The organism is Mesorhizobium sp. C089B (assembly GCF_030323125.1).
Taxonomy (GTDB): Bacteria; Pseudomonadota; Alphaproteobacteria; order Rhizobiales; family Rhizobiaceae; genus Mesorhizobium.
Genome location: NZ_CP100469.1, coordinates 6,122,979 through 6,139,707, shown reverse-complemented (window position 1 = coordinate 6,139,707; position 16,729 = coordinate 6,122,979). Strand labels below are relative to the sequence as shown.

The window sequence follows — 16,729 nt, the reverse complement described above, 5'->3', positions numbered from 1 at the left end:
TCTGGTGGGCTTTTCTGCTGGGTCAGGTGTTGAATGTGGGCCGATCGTACGGTCCGCGATCAATCCGCCGCAGCTCGGCGGCCTTGACCACCCGTTGCAGCCCGCCGACGTCACGAAATGACGGACGGGCACCAGGAAGTCCCACGGGTTGCCTCTTCACGCCAGCACGCCTGTGCCACCGTCGCTGCCTAAGAGGCGGCGACGGTGGCCGCTTGAAGCAGAACCCGCGCGCCGGTAACCGCGTGGGCAGGCTCCACATATTCCGCCTCGTTGTGGCTCAGCCCGTCACGGCACGGCACAAAGATCATCACGGCAGGCGCCACCCGGGCGAGGAACAGCGCGTCATGGAATGCACCCGAGATCATCTGTTTGTGCGGCAGCTTTAGGCTATTGGCGGCCTCCTCGACGGTTTTGACCATATCGGGAGAGAATGCCGCCCCCGGCATGTCGAACGACCGACTGATCGTTACCGTGCAATGCTGAGCTTCTGCCTCCGCCGCGCACACCTGGCGCAGTTCTGCTTCGATGGCATCGAGCCGCTCTACCCGCGGATGCCTGATATCGACGGCGAAGACCACAGACTGCGGTATGGCGTTGATCGATCCCGGCTGGGCGGTCACCCGGCCCACCGTCAGCCTTGCCCTGCTGTCGAACGGCATGATCGTCGTCTGGAGCCTGTGAATCGCGGCAACAGCCGCGACCATCGGATCCCTACGGTAGGCGAGGCCGGTTGTACCGGCGTGACCGGCGGCGCCCTCAAAGCAGACCTCCAGCCAGCGCGTACCTTGCACGGCTGTGACGATACCGATCGGCAACCGCTCCTTTTCCAGCGATGGTCCCTGTTCGATATGCAGCTCGATGTAGCCGGATATCGGCATGCCGAGGGGGCGAAGGGTTGCCTCTGGCAAGGCGGAGATCGTTGCCCCGAGCTCCTCTGCGAGGGACGCACCGTCGCTACCGACTATGGACCGCCATGCGCAAATGTCGGCTCCGGTGAAGGCCATGGAGCCCATGACACCCGGCGTAAACCGGCTGCCCTCTTCATTGGCCCAGGCGACGACCTCGATCGGCATCCGAGTCTCGGCCCTCGCGTCCTCCAGCGCTTCGAGCGCCTCGAAGGCGGAAAGCGTGCCCAGCGCTCCATCGAAGCGCCCGCCGGTCGGCTGGCTGTCGAGGTGGCTGCCGATCAGCAGCGGCGGCAGGGTGGCATCCGTGCCCTCGCGGCGGATGAAAAGGTTTGCCATGGCGTCCTGGAAAACCGCGAAGCCGCGCGCGAGCGCCAATTCCGCCAACAGGCGCCGGGCGCCGCGATCCTCGATGCTGAACGCCTGTCGGTTTACGCCACCGGCTGGCGTCGCGCCGATCCGGGCGAAGGCATCGAGCCGGCCCAGCAGCCGCTCGCCGTCGATCTCCGGCACTGAAGTCACCGCTTGAGGCCGCGGATGAAGGCCTTTACCCGTTGCGGATCGACCTGATTCCACCACACTCCATCATGTTTCAGCGAGCTGGCGACAATGACGCCGTCGACGATGTCCAAGATATCGTTGGCGTTGTCGGGTGTCACCCCGCTGCCGACAAGCGTCGGCAGTCCGGCGGCGTCCTTGATCATCCTGATGTAGCTGAGGTCGGCGGCGTGGCCAGTGCGCTGGCCGGTGGCGATCACCGCGTCGGCATCGAAGAACACGAGGTCCTTGACCTGCTCCTCGATCGGCCGGTCGCCGACGATCGCATGGGCGCCATGCTTGACATGCGCGTCGGCGAAGATGCGGATGCCGTTGGCCCGAAGTTTAGCGCGGAAACGCATGGCGCGCGCCGCTTCGCCTTCGATAAGGCCCTCATTGGCGACATAGGCGTTGGCCCATTGGTTGACGCGCACGAAGGCTGCACCGGAGGCACTGGCGATCGACAGCGCGGGAATGGAGGCATTGGCAAGCACATTGATGCCGATCGGCCGGCCGAGTTCGCGGCGGATGCGGTCGGAGACGACGGACATATAGGCTGAAGTCTCCGGCCCAATGTCATCCGGCTTAGCAAAAGGCACGTCGCCGTGGTTTTCGACGATCACGCCGTCGCAACCGCCATGCAGATAGGCTTTCGCATCGTCGAGGCCGCGTTGATATATGGCCTCGACCGCCTCGCCATCGTAGCGCGGCGCACCCGGCAAGGGTGCAAGGTGAACAACGCCGATCACCACCTTGCTCCTGCCGAAGATCGACTGCAGCACATCATCCGCGACCTGGCCAATGGGTTTGGAGTTAGGGGAATTTGTCATGCGGTTTTCGCTTCCGTCGTTTCCATAAGCACTTTCATTTCCCGTCTGTCGGGGCAGGAACCGAGGGTGCCGGCGCGCCCGACCGAGATGGCTGCGGCGCGGACCGCAATCCGCGCTGCCGCGGGGAGCTCCATGCCGGCCGCAAGGCAACCAGCGAGGCAACCGCAAAAGACGTCGCCCGCGCCGCTGGTGTCTAGCACGGCCACCCTGGGCGCCGCGATCCGGTCGATCCGTCCTTCGCCATCGGCGACAAGGCAGCCGAGTGCGCCAAGCGTCACGATGGCAGCGCCGGCGCCCTGACGGATCAAGTCGCGGGCCGCCATGGCAGGGTCGCCAGCCCCGGTCAGTTGCGCCGCTTCGCCCGCGTTGGCGATGACGACGCTGACGTCGCTCAAGCCCGGTGTGTGGTCGGCCGCAAGCGGGCTCGGATTGAAGATCGTCATCGCTCCCGCGCCGCGCGCCACCTTCAGGCAAGTGGCCGTCATATCCGGAGCCAGATTGCCCTGAAATACCACGATATCGCCGCGTTCGATCGCTCGGGTAAAACCGCTGTCGGCCATAGGATTGTACGCGGCGGCGCAACTGGCTCCGGTGACGATCAGGTTCTCGCCCCGCGCATCGACCATGATCGTTGACCGATCGCTGGGCAGTGGCAGCACCGCCAGATGGCTGGCATCGAGATCGCGGCTCAACTGCTCTGCGATCCAGGCTCCGGCGGGATCGTTGCCGATCGCGGCACGGAAGCGAACATCGGCTCCGGTGCGCGCCGCGGCCACCGCCTGGTTCGCACCCTTGCCGCCAAGTCCTTCAGCATGTTCCGATGCGTTCAGCGTCTCGCCTGCCGCCGGAAACCGGTCCAACCGAAAGGTTGTATCGACGCAAACATTGCCGACGACATGGACGCGCATGGCTAATCCCTGGCCGTTGCCCAGCCTAGCATCTGTTCGAACAACGTCTTGTAGCCATTCCAGGCGATGAAGCCCGGCGGCAGCCAGTGCGGGCCGACATCCGACGTCCAGGCGACGGTGCGGCCCTGGCCATATTTGCCGGTCACCAGCAGCGGCAGCGAACGGTAGTCGGAAGAGACGGTGGCGAGAACTTCCGCGCCGTCCTTGACCGTGACCTCGTTGAAGCCAAGCAGGATTGGCCAATCCTTGCCGAGGCCCTTGAGGATCGGATGGGTCTGCGGGCCAACGACGACCGGCGCATAGCCTTCTGGAACCTCGACACGGTCGTCCACCGGCAGGCAGATGACCGGCAAAACGTCCTCAACCGGCGTCTTGTGATAGCGCGCGCCGCCATTGATGCCCTGAAAGCTGTAATAGCCGCCGAACATCAACAGGCCGCCGCCATTGCCGACATAGTCGCGCAACAGGCGCAGCCGGTTCGGCGTCGGTTTGGAGTGGATCCAGGTATCGGGGTGAAGCAGCAGCGTGTTGGCCCCAAGATCGGAGAGCACGACCGCGTCATAGGCCGAAAGCGCTTCCATGGTCTGCGGGAAGTTCCGCTGTGCCTCATGCGCCGGCATGAAGGTGACGTCGAACAGGCTGTCCTTCAGCGCGGCCAGCAACTCATCGGCACCGGTGTGATATGTCACGGTGGGAAACTGATCGAAGCCTTTGATGTGGGTCGCGGTCGAGACCCAGGACTCGCCTGCGAGAAGAACCTTCTTCCTGGACATGTAGTCTCCCTATCTTGTTTTGGAGCCGCGGCTCAGAGGCCCTCGGCGAACACAGTCTTTGGATTGTCGATGAGCATCGTGTCGATTGCCGACTGCTCGACACCATGGCGTTTCAGTCTCGGCACGAAATGCTTGAGGATGAAGCCGTAGCCGAAACCGCCGAAGCGGGTCAGCATGATCTTGAGAAAGACGTCCTGCGACAGCAGAATCCTGTCGAGCAGTCCCATATCGATCAGCGAGCGGATCGCCCGCGCATTCTGCTCGTCGGACGGCGACTGCGCATCCTGGTCGGCATAGTAGAAATCCATGCCGATCATGTCGTATTCCAGGAAGGCGCCACGCGCGGCGAGGCTTTGCTGGTAGGCAAGATCGTTGTGGCTGGGGTTCATGTGGCAAAGCACCGTATGCCGGAGATCGGCGCCTTCTGCCTCGACCACGTCAAGCACATCATGCGCCAGCCGCTCCCAGCCGGGCAGATGAATCGTCAGCGGCACGCCGGTCATCTTGGCCGCACGGGCGGAGGCCCGCAGCGACTTGCGCTCCTCGTCGGTAAAATCCTTGCTGACGCCAACCTCACCGATAATGCCGGCAATGATTTCGGGCTGCGCCGACCCGCCGCCTACATCATTGACGAGGAATTCGGTGACGTCGTCAATGTCCATCGCTTTCAGCCAGACGGGATGGGTGTGCTGCAGGTAGAAGCCCGTCCCCATGACGATCCGCAGTCCAGAGGCGCGGGCGATGCGCGCCAGCTTCACCGGATCGCGGCCAATGCCAATGTTGGTCGCATCCACCACGGTATGGCCGCCGAGCGCCCGGTATTTCGCCAACTCCGAAAGGGCTAGGTCGCTGTCGTCGAGCGAGACGTTGTCGTGGTTCATGTAGGGGTTCATCCGCAACTCGCCGATGATCTCCATGCTGACCGGCTGCTCGGCGATCTTCTTCTCGTCGGGATGGCAAGGGCATTTCCACGACGTCGCGCCATCGAGCAGTATGTGTTCATGCATCAGCGTCACGCCCATATCGGCGATCGCAACCGGGCCAGTAACGGTCATCACCGTGCCGGAGCGAACACCGATCGGTGCCCGTTCCCTTGGCTTGTCGTCGAACAGATGATCCATGTCAGCGGCTCCGCGTTACGCCCTTGAACAGCCGGAAATTCAGCCAGATGGCAACGAGGATGATTGTGCCGGTAACGATCGGCGTCAGGAAGGGCGACATATGCGCAAGGATCAAGCCGTTGCCGATGACCGCGACGGTCAACCCGCCGAGCACAGTGCCGATGATCGTACCGCGCCCGCCGAACAGACTGGTGCCGCCAAGCACCACGGCGGCGATGACATCGAGCTCGAAACCCTGGCCGGCATTCGACGAGCCGGAACCGAGCCGGGCTGCGAGGATGATGCCGGCCACCGCCGCCGCCATGCCCGACAGGATGTAGACGAAGAGCGTCATGAAGCGCGTATCGACACCGGCTCGGCGCACGGCCTCTGTATTGGCGCCGATGCCGGTGACATAGCGGCCGAACGGCGTCTGGTTGAAGGCGAGATAGGCAATGATCAGCACGACAAGGGCGAGCAGCGCCGGTACCGGCACGCCGAGAAACCAGGCCCTGCCGATGTTGACGAAGAAGCTGGTCGGTTCGACCGGGATCGAATAGCCGCCGGTGATCAGCAACGCCACGCCGCGGATGACGGAGAGCCCGGCAAGGGTAACGATGAAGGGCGGTATCCGCTCGTAGGCGATGAAGAAGCCGTGCAAGGCGCCGATCGCAGCACCAAGCGCCAGCATGGCGATGACGACCAGCGGCCATGGCAGGTCGGCCTGCAGGAAAACCGCCGACAGCGTTGCCGTCAGCGCCAGCACGGAGCCGACCGAGAGGTCGATGCCGCCGGTGGTGATGACGAAGGTCATCGCGGCCGCAACGATCAGCAGCGGCGCCGACTGGCGCGCGATGTTGAGCAGATTGGGCGTCGTCAGGAAGGAACCGGTGATCAGCGAGAAGACCACGCAGACGACGATGAAGAACAGCGCAATCGAGACGACGCTGCCATTGGCTAACGCCACATCCTTCCACGTGCTGTTGTGAGCGCGTTTGGGCGAGGCGCCAACACCGGCGGAGGTAACGTTCATGGTTGGACCCCCTCATCGCGGCTTGCGCGGGCCGAGCGCGCGGTGAATTTGCGGCCGACGATCAGGTTGACGACCTCCTCGATGCTGGTCTCGCCGATCTTGCGCTCGGCGACATTGCGGCCTTCGTACATGACCTGGATACGATCGCAGACCAGGAACAGGTCCTGCAGGCGATGGGTGATGAGGATGACGCTGACACCACGGGCGCTGACGGCGCGGATGAGTTCCAGAACCGCCTCGACTTCCGCCACCGCAAGGGCGGCCGTCGGCTCGTCCATGATCAGCACCGAGGGGTCGAAAGAAGCGGCGCGGCCGATGGCGATCGACTGGCGCTGGCCGCCGGAGAGGTTTTCGACCTTGAGCTTGGTATCGGCAATGACGATGCCGAGCCGGTCGAGCATCTGGCGCGTCTCGCCATGCATGCGCTTGTTGTCGAGAAAGGGGACGCCGAGAACGCGGCGACGCGGTTCGCGGCCGAGGAAGAGATTGCCCGCCACATCCACCGTGTCGCAGAGCGAAAGGTCCTGGTAGACCATCTCCACCCGTGCGGCGCGGGCATCGGCCGGCGACGAGAAAGACACCGCCTTGCCATCGATCTCGATGGTGCCGGCATCAGGAATTACCGCACCGGACAGGACCTTGCTCAAGGTGGATTTGCCGGCGCCATTGTCGCCGACCAGGCCGAGCACTTCGCCAGGCTTCAGGTTCAGCGAGACATCGTCCAGCGTCTGGATAGGGCCGTACCGTTTGGAAATACCGGTCATCCTGACGCGGTAGGTCTCGCCATCGCTCATCATGGTTCCAATTCTCTGGGCGCGACATGTTCAATCGGTCGCCGGGCTGCGCAGGCAACCCTCGGGTCAATGCGCAGCCCAGCGGTCCGGGGAGGATACTACTTGAACATGTCCTTGAACTGGCCGACATTTTCCTTGGTCACGATGGTGATCGGAACGTTGATGATCGGGTCGATCTTCTCGCCCTTCTTGAGCTTGACGAAAGCTTCGATGGCAGCCTTGCCTTCACCGGCCGGATCCTGCTGGACGACAGCGACCACCCAGCCCTCTTCGAGACCCTGCACCGCCGACTTGGTCAGGTCCCAGCCGAACACCTTGACGTCGCCCGTACGGGCCTGGCTGGAGACGGCGGAAACCGCGCCGAGCAGAGCCGGCTCGCCGGTCGCGTAAAGCGTCGTCATGTCAGGATTGGCGGTCATCAGGTTTTCGGAGGCGGACAGGGCGACGTCCTGGACGTTCTGGCCGTCGACCGTGTCGAGGAAGGTGACCTTCTGGCCGCTGTCGGTGACAGCCTTCTTGAAGCCGTCGAGGCGCTGGTTCTGGATAAACGAATTGAGCGCGCCAACGACGCCGATCTTGGCGGTGCCGCTCAGCTTAGTCTTCACGTATTCGGCGTAGAACTTGCCGATATCCTCGCCTGCCTTGGTGTTGTCAACGCCGACGAAGGCGACGTTGTCGCCATTTGGGATCTGCGCGTCAATAGCAATGACCGGAATGCCGGCGGCTTTGGCCGCGGTGATGGCCGGCTTCACGCCGTTGACATCGATGGCGACGAGAATGATGCCGTCGACCTTCTGGGTGATGTAGTTCTCGATGGCGTCGTTCTGCGCGCTCGGTACATTGTTGGCGTTGAAGATGACGAGGTCGACGCCGGCAGCCTTTGCGGCAGCCGTTGCGCCGTCATTGATCTGGTTGAAGAACAGGGCCTGCTGGTTGATGGTCACCAGCGCATAGGTCTCGGCCATGGCGGAAGCAGAGCCGAGGGCGAGGGTCATGGCGATGGCTGCGGCGCAGCCTGAAAGGATCTTGGTAAGACGCATTCCGGTTCCCCTTGGTTTTCTCGAAAAGGCCCTTGATCGGGCTCAACTGGCGCTTGAGCGCAGAGCATATTTCAAGATGCTTGATTTCTTGTCAAGTGACTTGAATTGGCATCAACGAAGAGAAATGAGGGGCTCGCCCGATCAGAATGTCGCCGGCGTGTTGACCCAGAAAATGCTGGCGCGTTCGTCGCCGACATTGCGGTACCAGTGCGGCAGTTCGGAATTGAAGACGAAGGAATCGCCGGCCGACAGGCGAAACGTCTTTTCGCCGACCATCAATTCGATCGCACCTTCCAGGAGGTAGCCGACTTCCTCGCCAGCGTGCTGGATCGGGCCGGCGCTCTCACCTCCCGCCTCGATGTGATGGATGTTGCACTGCAGGAGATGGCCGGGCGAATACGGAATGACGCGCTCGAGCGAAATGCCTTCGCCGCGCCGAAGCGGATCGAGCGCGATCAACGGCCGCGATCCAGCCCGAAAGACGATGCCTTCCTCACCATCGGATTCCTCGAACATCCAGCCAATGTTGGTGCCAAGCACCTCGACAAGCCGGTGCAGCATGGGAAGCGAGGGCGAGACCTTGCCGTTCTCGACCTTGGAAAGCAGGCTTTCAGAGCAGTTCGCGGCGGCAGCTAGCGCCTTCAAGGTCAGCCCACGCGTCTGCCGGGAGAGTTTCAACCGTATGCCGAGCCGCAGAAGGCTGGTGGCGGTCGAGCGCTCGTCGCCGCCCTTGCTGTTTTGGGTGTCCATCTTGTTCATTTGGGGACGCGAACATCTCCGCTGGTTGGGCTGACTCGTAAAACTGATCCCAGGCGTTGTCCATCCTGTGAAAAACGGACGATGCATCCAATCGACTCGGCTGGGCTTTTCAAAACCATCATCCCCGACCAAACGCTACGACGCCTTCGGCGCATTTGCGAGTAACTGCCCGGAAGAATTATTCCTCTCAAGCCTCTTGGCTGGAAAGGGCTTTCGCAAGTTCAACAACAACGCGCAAAGCCCGTATTGGCTCACATCCAAACAATCGCACATAGTGCTCCCGCGCCATCTCGGTCGCGTTTTCGCATCTTGGGTGTGTGCGGCGCGTCTCGGCGAAGGGCTATGGAGAATTCGTATTTCGTTCCTTCGCCGCCTTGAATGAGACCAAGGATTTCATGGGTGTCAGAAAACGACACGTACCAACCCGCTCACGGAAATCCATAGGCGCCGTGATGATAGATCGGTGCCGGACTGGGCTCTCCGCTCACCACATGCCGGACGCTGCCGAGGATCAGCGCATGGCTGTGGCGAACTATGGTATCCTCGACGGTGCAATCGACCTCGGCAAGCGCACCTTCGAGCGCCAATGCGCCGCTTGCAAGGGTGGACCAGCGTGCACCCTCGTAGCGAGCCTGCCCCTTGAGGCCGCCTCGACCAGCAAAACGGTCGGCAATCGCGATCTGATCTGCGCGCAGCACATTCACGCAGAAGTGCCGATGCCGGTTGATGGCTGCCCATGTCGAGGAGCTCAGGTTGATGCTGACGACCATCACCTCCGGTTCGACCGACAAGGAATGGGCGGTGGTAATTGGACCTTCAAGGATGACGCCGAAGCGCTGGCAATCGCCAACGACACGCTGTACGGCCTCGGCGCCGGTGTCTGGACACGCGACAGCAACCGCGCCTACCGGTTCGGCCGCGCGATCCAGGCTGGCCGCGTCTGGACCAACTGCTACCACGCCTACCCCGCGCATGCGGCCTTCGGCGGCTACAAGCAGTCCGGCATCGGCCGTGAGACGCACAAGATGATGCTCGACCACTACCAGCAGACCAAGAACATGCTGGTCAGCTACAGCCCGAAGAAGCTGGGCTTCTTCTGATCGCGGCTTTGACTTACAGGCGCGGCTCCGCGAGGGGCCGCGCCACAGGCTGGAAATCGGAAAACACAATGCAGGCTAAGGTCGCGGCGGCACCGGCAGCCCTTGAACTGATCGCGCAGATCGTTGCCGAGCACGGTCCGGTGCTGTTCCATCAGTCCGAGCAAGGAAGGCGCCGCTGCAATCTCTACCTTCCAACGATGATCCTCAATCTCCTCATCGCACTCGTCATAAGTCTGACGGTTTTGATCCGCACGTTTGGTCTGATCGCGTCACGCACGCGACGGGACACCTGGTCGCGCGGTTTCGCATGCACGGACGCGGCAGCCGTATCGCCGCCATAATCAGCGTGGTGATGGGGCTCTTTGCCGTTATGACCGCGGATGTCTGGCTCTGGGCTGGCCTCTACCGGTTGCTTGATATCTTCGCTGATTTCGAACTGGGCTCTATTTTTCGACCATTACCTTTTCGACCGTCCACTACGGCGACATCGTGCCCGCCCATGCGTGGCGTGTCCTGGCGGCGCTGGAGGGCGTAAACGGGTTCTTGCTGATCGGCTGGTCGACCGCCTATCTGATCGCGGCAGGTACCCGCATCGGCCCGTTCAAGGCCGGCGAACATTTCTGACAGGAGCCAATGCTCAGACCGCCGCCGAATGCCTGGCTTTGCCGGTTTCGAAATATTTGTCGAACTTTGCCGCGATGCTTCTGACAAAGGGCCGACTTTCCGCCGGCACGACGAAACTGTCGCCATCAAGCTCAAGCAATCGCGCAGGATCGCGGAGGGCTGTGGAACTCGCCTTGACGAGAAGTCTTTGGCCGGCTTCGCCAAAGCGCTCCACCAGATCGAGCGCCGAGAAGCAGAAATCGCACATCAGGCGCTCTATGATCCAGCCGCGAACCCGGTCGTCATCGGAAAGCGCGATACCGCGGACCGCGGCCAGCCCGCCGTCCGCGACCATGCGCCCATATTCAGCGGTCGAAGGCATGTTCTGTGCATAGCCTTGCCGAAATTGGCTGACGGACGATGGGCCAAGGCCGATCAAGGTTTCGCAGCGATCCTCGGTATAGCCCTGAAAGTTCCGGTGCAAAGTCCCGGCGCTGGCCGCAAGCGCCAACGCGTCGCCCGGTTTGGCGAAATGGTCGAGCCCGATTGCCTCGTATCCCTGGTTCACGATCGCCCGTGCTGCCAGTTGCGACTGGGCAAATCGCTCCGCGGGACCCGGCAACCAGGCCTCGTCGATCATCGTCTGATGTTTCTTGAACCACGGTACATGCGCATAGCCAAACAGTGCGATCCGATCCGGTTCCAGGGTCAGTGCCTGCGTAACCGTGGAAGCGACGCTTTCCCTGGTCTGGTGCGGCAGACCGTAAAGCAGGTCCAGATTGACCGATTCGACGCCGCGCGAACGAACGCCGTCGACGACAGTCTTGGTCTGCAGGAAGCTCTGCTCGCGGTTGATCGCCTTCTGCACCTTCGGATCGAAATCCTGGACGCCGAGGCTCGCACGGGTCATGCCGATTTCTGCAAGCGCATCGAGGCGGGCATCGTCGATATCGTTGGGTTCGATTTCAACGCTGATCGTGGCGCTGGGAAGAAAGCCGAAGCCCTTGCGCAGGGCGGTTCCCAGCGCCACCATATCTTCGGGCTTGAGCATCGTCGGCGAACCACCGCCGAAATGGACGGCACGCACACGACCTTTGCCTGCAACAAGACCGGCGACGGTAGCGATCTCGGCATGCAGTGAGCGGAGATAGATCGTCACCGGTTCGTAATGGCGTGTCTGCTTGGTATGGCAGGCACAAAACCAGCAAAGCTTGTCGCAGTATGGGATGTGCAGATAGAGCGAGATTTCGTCGCCCTCGTTGAGCGCTTGCAGCCAGCCACCACAAACGGCAGCATCAACGCCTGGATGGAAATGCGGCGCGGTCGGATAGCTGGTGTAGCGTGGAACGTTCTCACCGAGCCTGGCAACTAATTCTGGCCGCATGTCGCTATCCGATCCCCTTTGCATGGCGCGACACTGATCACATTGGGCGCGAGCGGCCTTGATTTCGGTCAAGGCCGCCCGCGGACAAACTGCCGCAAGGTTCTTTTGTGCGCCAATGCTACCTTCTGGACAGATGGAATCTCTCGGACGATGAAGATGACCGTGCGCCAAGACGTTCACAGTTCCAGCATTCCAGTGCTTTGCCAGTCTTGCGAGGCACGGCACCGCGGCGTTTGCGGTGCGCTCGATCCCGACCAATTGGTAAGCCTGGCCAAAACCTCATCGAGGCATACCGTTGAACCGGGCACAGAACTGATTGGCGACGCCGAGACCGTCGACAGCTATTCGAACGTGCTTTCCGGCGTTGTGAAGCTGACCAAGAGCCTTTCGGACGGACGCCAGCAGATTGTCGGCCTCCAGTTCGCCCCCGATTTTCTGGGCAGGCCCTTCAAGGTGGAAAGCGCGATCAACGCTGAAGCCGCAACCGCGGTTTCCGTGTGTTCGTTTCCAAAGGCCGCCATCGAGCGGATGATGAAGGAATCTCCGGAAATCGAGCATCGTCTGCTCAAACAAGCGCTCAACGAACTCGACGAAGCCCGCGACTGGATGGTGACGCTCGGGCGCAAGAGTGCTTCGGAAAAGGTGGCGAGCTTTCTCCTGATGATCGCCAGGAACATCGATCCCACGCTGGACCCGGCGGCGCAGTCGACGACCTTCGACCTGCCTTTGACCCGCGCCGCTATCGCCGATTTTCTCGGCTTGACGATCGAGACGGTCAGCCGCCAACTGACCAGGCTGCGAACAGACAGCGTGATCCGGATCGACAATAATCGGCGCGTGACGGTGGACAACATGGGCCGGCTGGAACGCCGCTCCGGCGCCTAACCGCCATCGACCCCGATCATCGGCAAGACGTGCTCGCGTTCGAAGGCGATATGCCGGCGCAAACTTTCGAAGAAGCCGCGCAGCATGAAGCCGACAGCCTCGGCATTCTCAACACTCTCGCCATGGCCGATCGCTAACAGATTTTCAGTCACTTCGCCGGCAAAGCATTCATCCTCCACGTGTTCGGCGCGCAGTCGACGAGTTGAAGCAAGGTTGGCATCCCTGCCGGTCAAAACAGCCTCGTAGGCCGGAAAGATCACCGTCTCCTCATATTGATGAATGTTGCGCAACAGCGGAACGATCGCGTTTGCCGCAGCCAGGCATGCCAGGCTATCGACCCTGGGCAGGGTGTCGGCTATTTTTTCCAAGGCATCGCAGAGCTGCAGCTTTTCCAGATGCGCACGTTTCATGAGCGCAACCGGGACTGCTTCTCTGCCAGATCGAACTATCGGCATCGATCTGTCGCGGCTCGTTTCGAACAGCGACGATCGCAGCTCCCTCTCCCTGTTCAATGACAGCCTCCCGATCCTTTGCAAATCCAACGCTGCCCAATCCAAAATCAAATGGCTTTGACATGGATCAAGGCGCCAGCCGCGTGACTGCTGGATTGGTGTCAGGCGGATTGACGTCCGCGCACAGGAATCCGAAGTCGGGGACAGGTCATGAAGTTCGGCACGCAAGTCTTCGCTTTGGCCCTTTTTACCTTTGCCGCCCTGGTGGCCGCCGGTTTCGGAGTGGACGAGCCCTTCCGGCAGCATATGTGGGTGCTGTTTCTTGTGCTGCTCGGTTTTGTCGCCATCCTCCTCCGCAACACGAGTTTCGAAGCTGCCGCTCCGATCGACCCGTCCGCCTACATGGATGGTCCAATCCGCTACGGCGCCATCGCCACCATGTTCTGGGGTGTGGTTGGCATGCTGGTCGGGGTGGTCATCGCGCTGCAGCTTGCCTATCCCGATCTCAACATCCAGCCCTGGTTCAACTTCGGCCGCTTGCGGCCTCTGCACACCTCGGGCGTCGTCTTCGCCTTCGGCGGCAACGCGTTGCTTTGCACGTCTCTCTATGTCGTCCAACGCACATGCCGCGCCCGGCTGTTCGGTGGCGATCTCGCCTGGTTCGTGTTCTGGGGCTACCAGCTCTTCATCGTCATGGCCGCGACCGGTTATCTGCTCGGCATCACCGAGAGCCGCGAATATGCGGAACCCGAATGGTATGTCGACATCTGGCTGACCATCGTCTGGGTCGCCTACCTGATCCTGTTTCTGGGCACCATCCTGAAGCGCAAGGAACCGCACATCTACGTCGCCAACTGGTTCTACCTTTCCTTCATCGTGACCATCGCGATGCTGCATGTGATCAACAACCTATCGATGCCGGCCTCCTTTCTCGGCTCCAAGAGCTATTCTGCATTTTCCGGAGTTCAGGACGCCCTGACGCAATGGTGGTACGGCCACAATGCCGTCGGGTTCTTCCTCACAGCCGGCTTCCTCGGCATGATGTATTATTTCGTGCCCAAGCAGGCCAACCGGCCGGTCTATTCCTACCGCCTGTCGATCGTCCATTTCTGGGCAATCATCTTCCTCTACATCTGGGCCGGGCCCCATCACCTGCACTACACCGCCCTGCCCGATTGGGCGCAGACGCTCGGCATGGTGTTCTCGATCATGCTGTGGATGCCGTCATGGGGCGGCATGATCAACGGCCTGATGACGCTGTCGGGCGCCTGGGACAAGCTGCGCACCGATCCCATCATCCGCATGATGGTGATAGCCATCGCCTTCTACGGCATGTCGACCTTCGAAGGCCCGATGATGTCGATCAAGACGGTCAACTCGCTGTCGCATTATACCGACTGGACCATTGGCCACGTCCATTCCGGCGCACTCGGCTGGGTCGGCATGATCTCGTTTGGCGCAATCTACTTCATGGTGCCGAGACTCTGGAACCGTGAACGCCTCTATTCGCTCAGGCTCGTCACCTGGCATTTCTGGCTGGCGACGCTCGGCATCGTCGTCTACGCCGCGGTGATGTGGGTGTCCGGCATCATGCAGGGCCTGATGTGGCGCGAATACGACGAACAGGGCTTCCTGGTCTACTCCTTCGCCGAAACCGTGGCAGCCATGCATCCTTACTACATCATGCGTGCCATCGGCGGCGCCATGTATCTGGCCGGCGCCCTGCTCATGGCCTGGAACATCGCCATGACCATCCTCGGCTACCAGCGCGAAGAAGAACCTATGCCGGGCGCCCTGCCCGTCCTGCAGCCTGCCGAATAAGGAGCCAGACAATGGGCTTGATGGACAAACACGCGCTGATCGAGAAGAATGCCACGCTTCTGCTCATCGGTTCGCTTCTCGTGGTCACCGTGGGCGGTATCGTCGAGATCGCACCGCTCTTCTATCTCGATAATACGATCGAGAAGGTGGAAGGCATGCGGCCTTACTCGCCGCTCGAACTTGCTGGTCGAAACATCTATGTCCGCGAGGGCTGCTACCTCTGCCACAGCCAGATGATCCGCCCGTTCCGCGACGAGGTCGAGCGCTACGGCCACTACAGCCTGGCGGCCGAGTCGATGTACGACCACCCCTTCCAGTGGGGATCGAAGCGCACCGGACCTGATCTCGCCCGCGTCGGCGACCGCTATTCCAACCTGTGGCACGTGGATCACCTGACAGATCCACGGTCCGTGGTGCCGGAATCGATCATGCCGAGCTATGCCTTCCTGAAGGACAAGCCGATCGCGGTGAAGGACTTCTCGACGCATCTGGTCGCCAACAGGCGCGTCGGCGTCCCCTACTCCGACGACATGATCGCTAACGCCAATGCCGATTTGATGGCGCAGGCTGATCCCAACGCCGACACATCCGGCCTCGAGGCCCGCTACCCCAAGGCTAAGATCGGCGACTTCGACGGCAACCCGCAACAGGTCACCGAGATGGACGCGCTGGTCGCCTATCTCCAGATGCTCGGCACGTTGGTCGATTTCAAGAACTACGACGAAGCAGCCGGCTACCGCTGAGGAGGTTTGTCCATGGATTACAATTTGATGCGGGAGTTCGCTGACAGCTGGGGTCTGGTCGCCATGGCGCTGTTTTTTGTCGGCGCAATCATCTTTGCCCTGCGCCCCGGCAGCCGCAAGCTGGCCGACGAAGCTGCCCGGATTCCCCTTGAGGACGAGTGATCATGAGCGAGGAGCACATCGATGAAATCTCTGGTGTTTCAACCACCGGTCATGAGTGGGACGGCATCCGGGAGCTCAACAACCCGCTTCCGCGCTGGTGGGTCTGGACGTTCTACATCACCATAGTCTGGGCGATCGGGTACACGATCGTCTATCCGGCATGGCCTCTGCTGCACACGGCGACCAAGGGTGTGCTCGGCTATTCCAGCCGCAGCGATGTCGGGAACGAGTTGTCCAAGGCTGAAGCAGCCAAGGGCAAATATGTCGCCGCGATAGAAGCGAAAAGTGTTTCGGAGATCGCGGCGGACGACACGCTGCGCGAATTCGCCGTCGCCGCCGGCGGTGCCGCGTTCAAGCTCAACTGCGTCCAGTGCCATGGCTCCGGCGCCCAGGGCTCCAAGGGCTTCCCCAACCTCAACGACGACGACTGGCTGTGGGCGGCAAGGCGGACCAGATCCAGCAGACGGTTACACATGGCATTCGCTTCGCCTCCGATCCGGATACGCGCCTGTCCGAAATGCCGGCCTTTGGCGACATCATCACTGCCGATCAGATCAAACAGGTCAGCGCCTATATTGCCAGCCTGTCCCAAACCGTCAGCGATCAGGTGTTGGTGGCGCCCGGCGCCAAGGTCTTTGCCGAAAACTGCGTGGCCTGTCATGGCGACAATGCAAAGGGCAACAAGGAACTCGGCGCTCCTGATCTGACCGACGCCATCTGGCTCTACGGATCGGGCGAAGCCGCCATCGCCGCCCAGGTAACCGCACCGAAACAGGGCGTGATGCCGGCCTGGGGCGCGCGCCTGGGCGAAACCAGGGTCAAGGAACTTGCGGTTTACGTGCATTCGCTTGGCGGTGGGGAATAGGAACGGGGGCCTATTCCCTGCCCTTCACCGTCCAA

Annotated in this window: 18 protein-coding genes and 2 pseudogenes; 8 read left to right on the top strand and 12 right to left on the bottom strand. The window is 61.7% G+C overall.

Features of this window, described 5'->3' with window-relative positions; all coding sequences use genetic code 11:
• Positions 1-188: 188 nt before the first annotated feature.
• The 10 genes from NLY44_RS29975 to NLY44_RS29930 form a co-directional block, all read right to left on the bottom strand.
• Complete coding sequence (locus NLY44_RS29975) at positions 189-1,427, bottom strand: Zn-dependent hydrolase (protein WP_023686762.1); 1,239 nt, start codon at positions 1,425-1,427, stop codon at positions 189-191.
• Positions 1,424-2,272 (bottom strand): BtpA/SgcQ family protein, encoded by an 849-nt coding sequence (locus NLY44_RS29970; protein WP_023686761.1) that lies wholly within the window; start codon positions 2,270-2,272, stop codon positions 1,424-1,426. Before NLY44_RS29970 ends, NLY44_RS29975 begins: the two co-directional genes overlap by 4 nt.
• A complete protein-coding gene (locus NLY44_RS29965) occupies positions 2,269-3,180 on the bottom strand; it encodes a ribokinase (protein WP_023713120.1) in 912 nt (303 codons plus the stop codon). The genes NLY44_RS29970 and NLY44_RS29965 overlap by 4 nt, the downstream gene beginning before the upstream one ends.
• A gap of 2 nt (positions 3,181-3,182) precedes the next feature.
• Positions 3,183-3,953 (bottom strand): glutamine amidotransferase, encoded by a 771-nt coding sequence (locus tag NLY44_RS29960; RefSeq protein WP_023686759.1) that lies wholly within the window; start codon positions 3,951-3,953, stop codon positions 3,183-3,185.
• 32 nt (positions 3,954-3,985) lie between these two features.
• On the bottom strand, positions 3,986-5,074 hold the full coding sequence (locus NLY44_RS29955) for a phosphotriesterase family protein (protein WP_023686758.1): 1,089 nt from the start codon (positions 5,072-5,074) through the stop codon (positions 3,986-3,988).
• Position 5,075: 1 nt separating this feature from the next.
• Positions 5,076-6,086, bottom strand: coding sequence for an ABC transporter permease (locus NLY44_RS29950; RefSeq protein ID WP_023686757.1), 1,011 nt, complete (start codon positions 6,084-6,086; stop codon positions 5,076-5,078).
• On the bottom strand, positions 6,083-6,883 hold the full coding sequence (locus NLY44_RS29945) for an ATP-binding cassette domain-containing protein (RefSeq protein ID WP_023713118.1): 801 nt from the start codon (positions 6,881-6,883) through the stop codon (positions 6,083-6,085). Before NLY44_RS29945 ends, NLY44_RS29950 begins: the two co-directional genes overlap by 4 nt.
• 95 nt (positions 6,884-6,978) lie before the next feature.
• Positions 6,979-7,920, bottom strand: a complete 942-nt coding sequence (locus tag NLY44_RS29940) for an ABC transporter substrate-binding protein (RefSeq protein ID WP_023701800.1) — start codon at positions 7,918-7,920, stop codon at positions 6,979-6,981.
• Positions 7,921-8,061: 141 nt separating this feature from the next.
• Positions 8,062-8,679, bottom strand: coding sequence for a cupin domain-containing protein (locus tag NLY44_RS29935; RefSeq protein ID WP_023672469.1), 618 nt, complete (start codon positions 8,677-8,679; stop codon positions 8,062-8,064).
• Positions 8,680-9,107: 428 nt separating this feature from the next.
• The gene (locus NLY44_RS29930) at positions 9,108-9,449 is read right to left on the bottom strand and encodes a flavin reductase family protein (protein ID WP_348524392.1); all 342 of its coding nucleotides are present in this window, start codon (positions 9,447-9,449) and stop codon (positions 9,108-9,110) included.
• 42 nt (positions 9,450-9,491) lie between these two features.
• Here NLY44_RS29930 and NLY44_RS29925 point away from each other — a divergent pair.
• The 3 genes and pseudogenes from NLY44_RS29925 to NLY44_RS29915 form a co-directional block, all read left to right on the top strand.
• A pseudogene (locus NLY44_RS29925) lies at positions 9,492-9,779 on the top strand (aldehyde dehydrogenase family protein); the annotation flags it as partial.
• Positions 9,780-9,847: 68 nt separating this feature from the next.
• Complete coding sequence (locus NLY44_RS29920) at positions 9,848-10,120, top strand: hypothetical protein (RefSeq protein ID WP_023670846.1); 273 nt, start codon at positions 9,848-9,850, stop codon at positions 10,118-10,120.
• A 148-nt stretch (positions 10,121-10,268) separates the two neighbouring features.
• Positions 10,269-10,403 carry a hypothetical protein gene (locus NLY44_RS29915; protein WP_023670845.1) on the top strand — a complete coding sequence of 45 codons (135 nt, stop codon included), beginning with the start codon at positions 10,269-10,271 and terminating at the stop codon, positions 10,401-10,403.
• Positions 10,404-10,416: 13 nt separating this feature from the next.
• On the opposite strand, the gene hemN is transcribed toward NLY44_RS29915, so the two are convergent.
• Positions 10,417-11,766, bottom strand: a complete 1,350-nt coding sequence (gene hemN / locus NLY44_RS29910) for an oxygen-independent coproporphyrinogen III oxidase (RefSeq protein WP_023806442.1) — start codon at positions 11,764-11,766, stop codon at positions 10,417-10,419.
• Positions 11,767-11,922: 156 nt separating this feature from the next.
• Between hemN and NLY44_RS29905 the strand changes: the two genes are divergently transcribed.
• Entirely contained in the window at positions 11,923-12,651 is a 729-nt protein-coding gene (locus NLY44_RS29905) for a Crp/Fnr family transcriptional regulator (protein ID WP_023686751.1), read from the top strand.
• Here the strand turns inward: NLY44_RS29905 and NLY44_RS29900 are convergent.
• Positions 12,648-13,061: a hemerythrin domain-containing protein gene (locus tag NLY44_RS29900; RefSeq protein ID WP_023686750.1), complete on the bottom strand. Its 414-nt coding sequence runs from the start codon at positions 13,059-13,061 to the stop codon at positions 12,648-12,650. The two genes, NLY44_RS29905 and NLY44_RS29900, sit on opposite strands and share 4 nt — an antisense overlap.
• Before the next feature lie 252 nt (positions 13,062-13,313).
• On the opposite strand from NLY44_RS29900, the gene ccoN reads away from it, so the two are divergent.
• From ccoN to ccoP, 4 genes and pseudogenes are all read left to right on the top strand, one after another.
• Positions 13,314-14,924 (top strand): cytochrome-c oxidase, cbb3-type subunit I, encoded by a 1,611-nt coding sequence (gene ccoN / locus NLY44_RS29895; protein WP_286456209.1) that lies wholly within the window; start codon positions 13,314-13,316, stop codon positions 14,922-14,924.
• Positions 14,925-14,935: 11 nt separating this feature from the next.
• Positions 14,936-15,667, top strand: coding sequence for a cytochrome-c oxidase, cbb3-type subunit II (gene ccoO, locus NLY44_RS29890; RefSeq protein ID WP_031215651.1), 732 nt, complete (start codon positions 14,936-14,938; stop codon positions 15,665-15,667).
• A gap of 12 nt (positions 15,668-15,679) precedes the next feature.
• A complete protein-coding gene (locus tag NLY44_RS29885) occupies positions 15,680-15,829 on the top strand; it encodes a CcoQ/FixQ family Cbb3-type cytochrome c oxidase assembly chaperone (protein ID WP_023673929.1) in 150 nt (49 codons plus the stop codon).
• A gap of 2 nt (positions 15,830-15,831) precedes the next feature.
• Positions 15,832-16,694, top strand: a pseudogene (gene ccoP, locus NLY44_RS29880) (cytochrome-c oxidase, cbb3-type subunit III).
• The last annotated feature ends 35 nt before the right edge of the window (positions 16,695-16,729 follow it).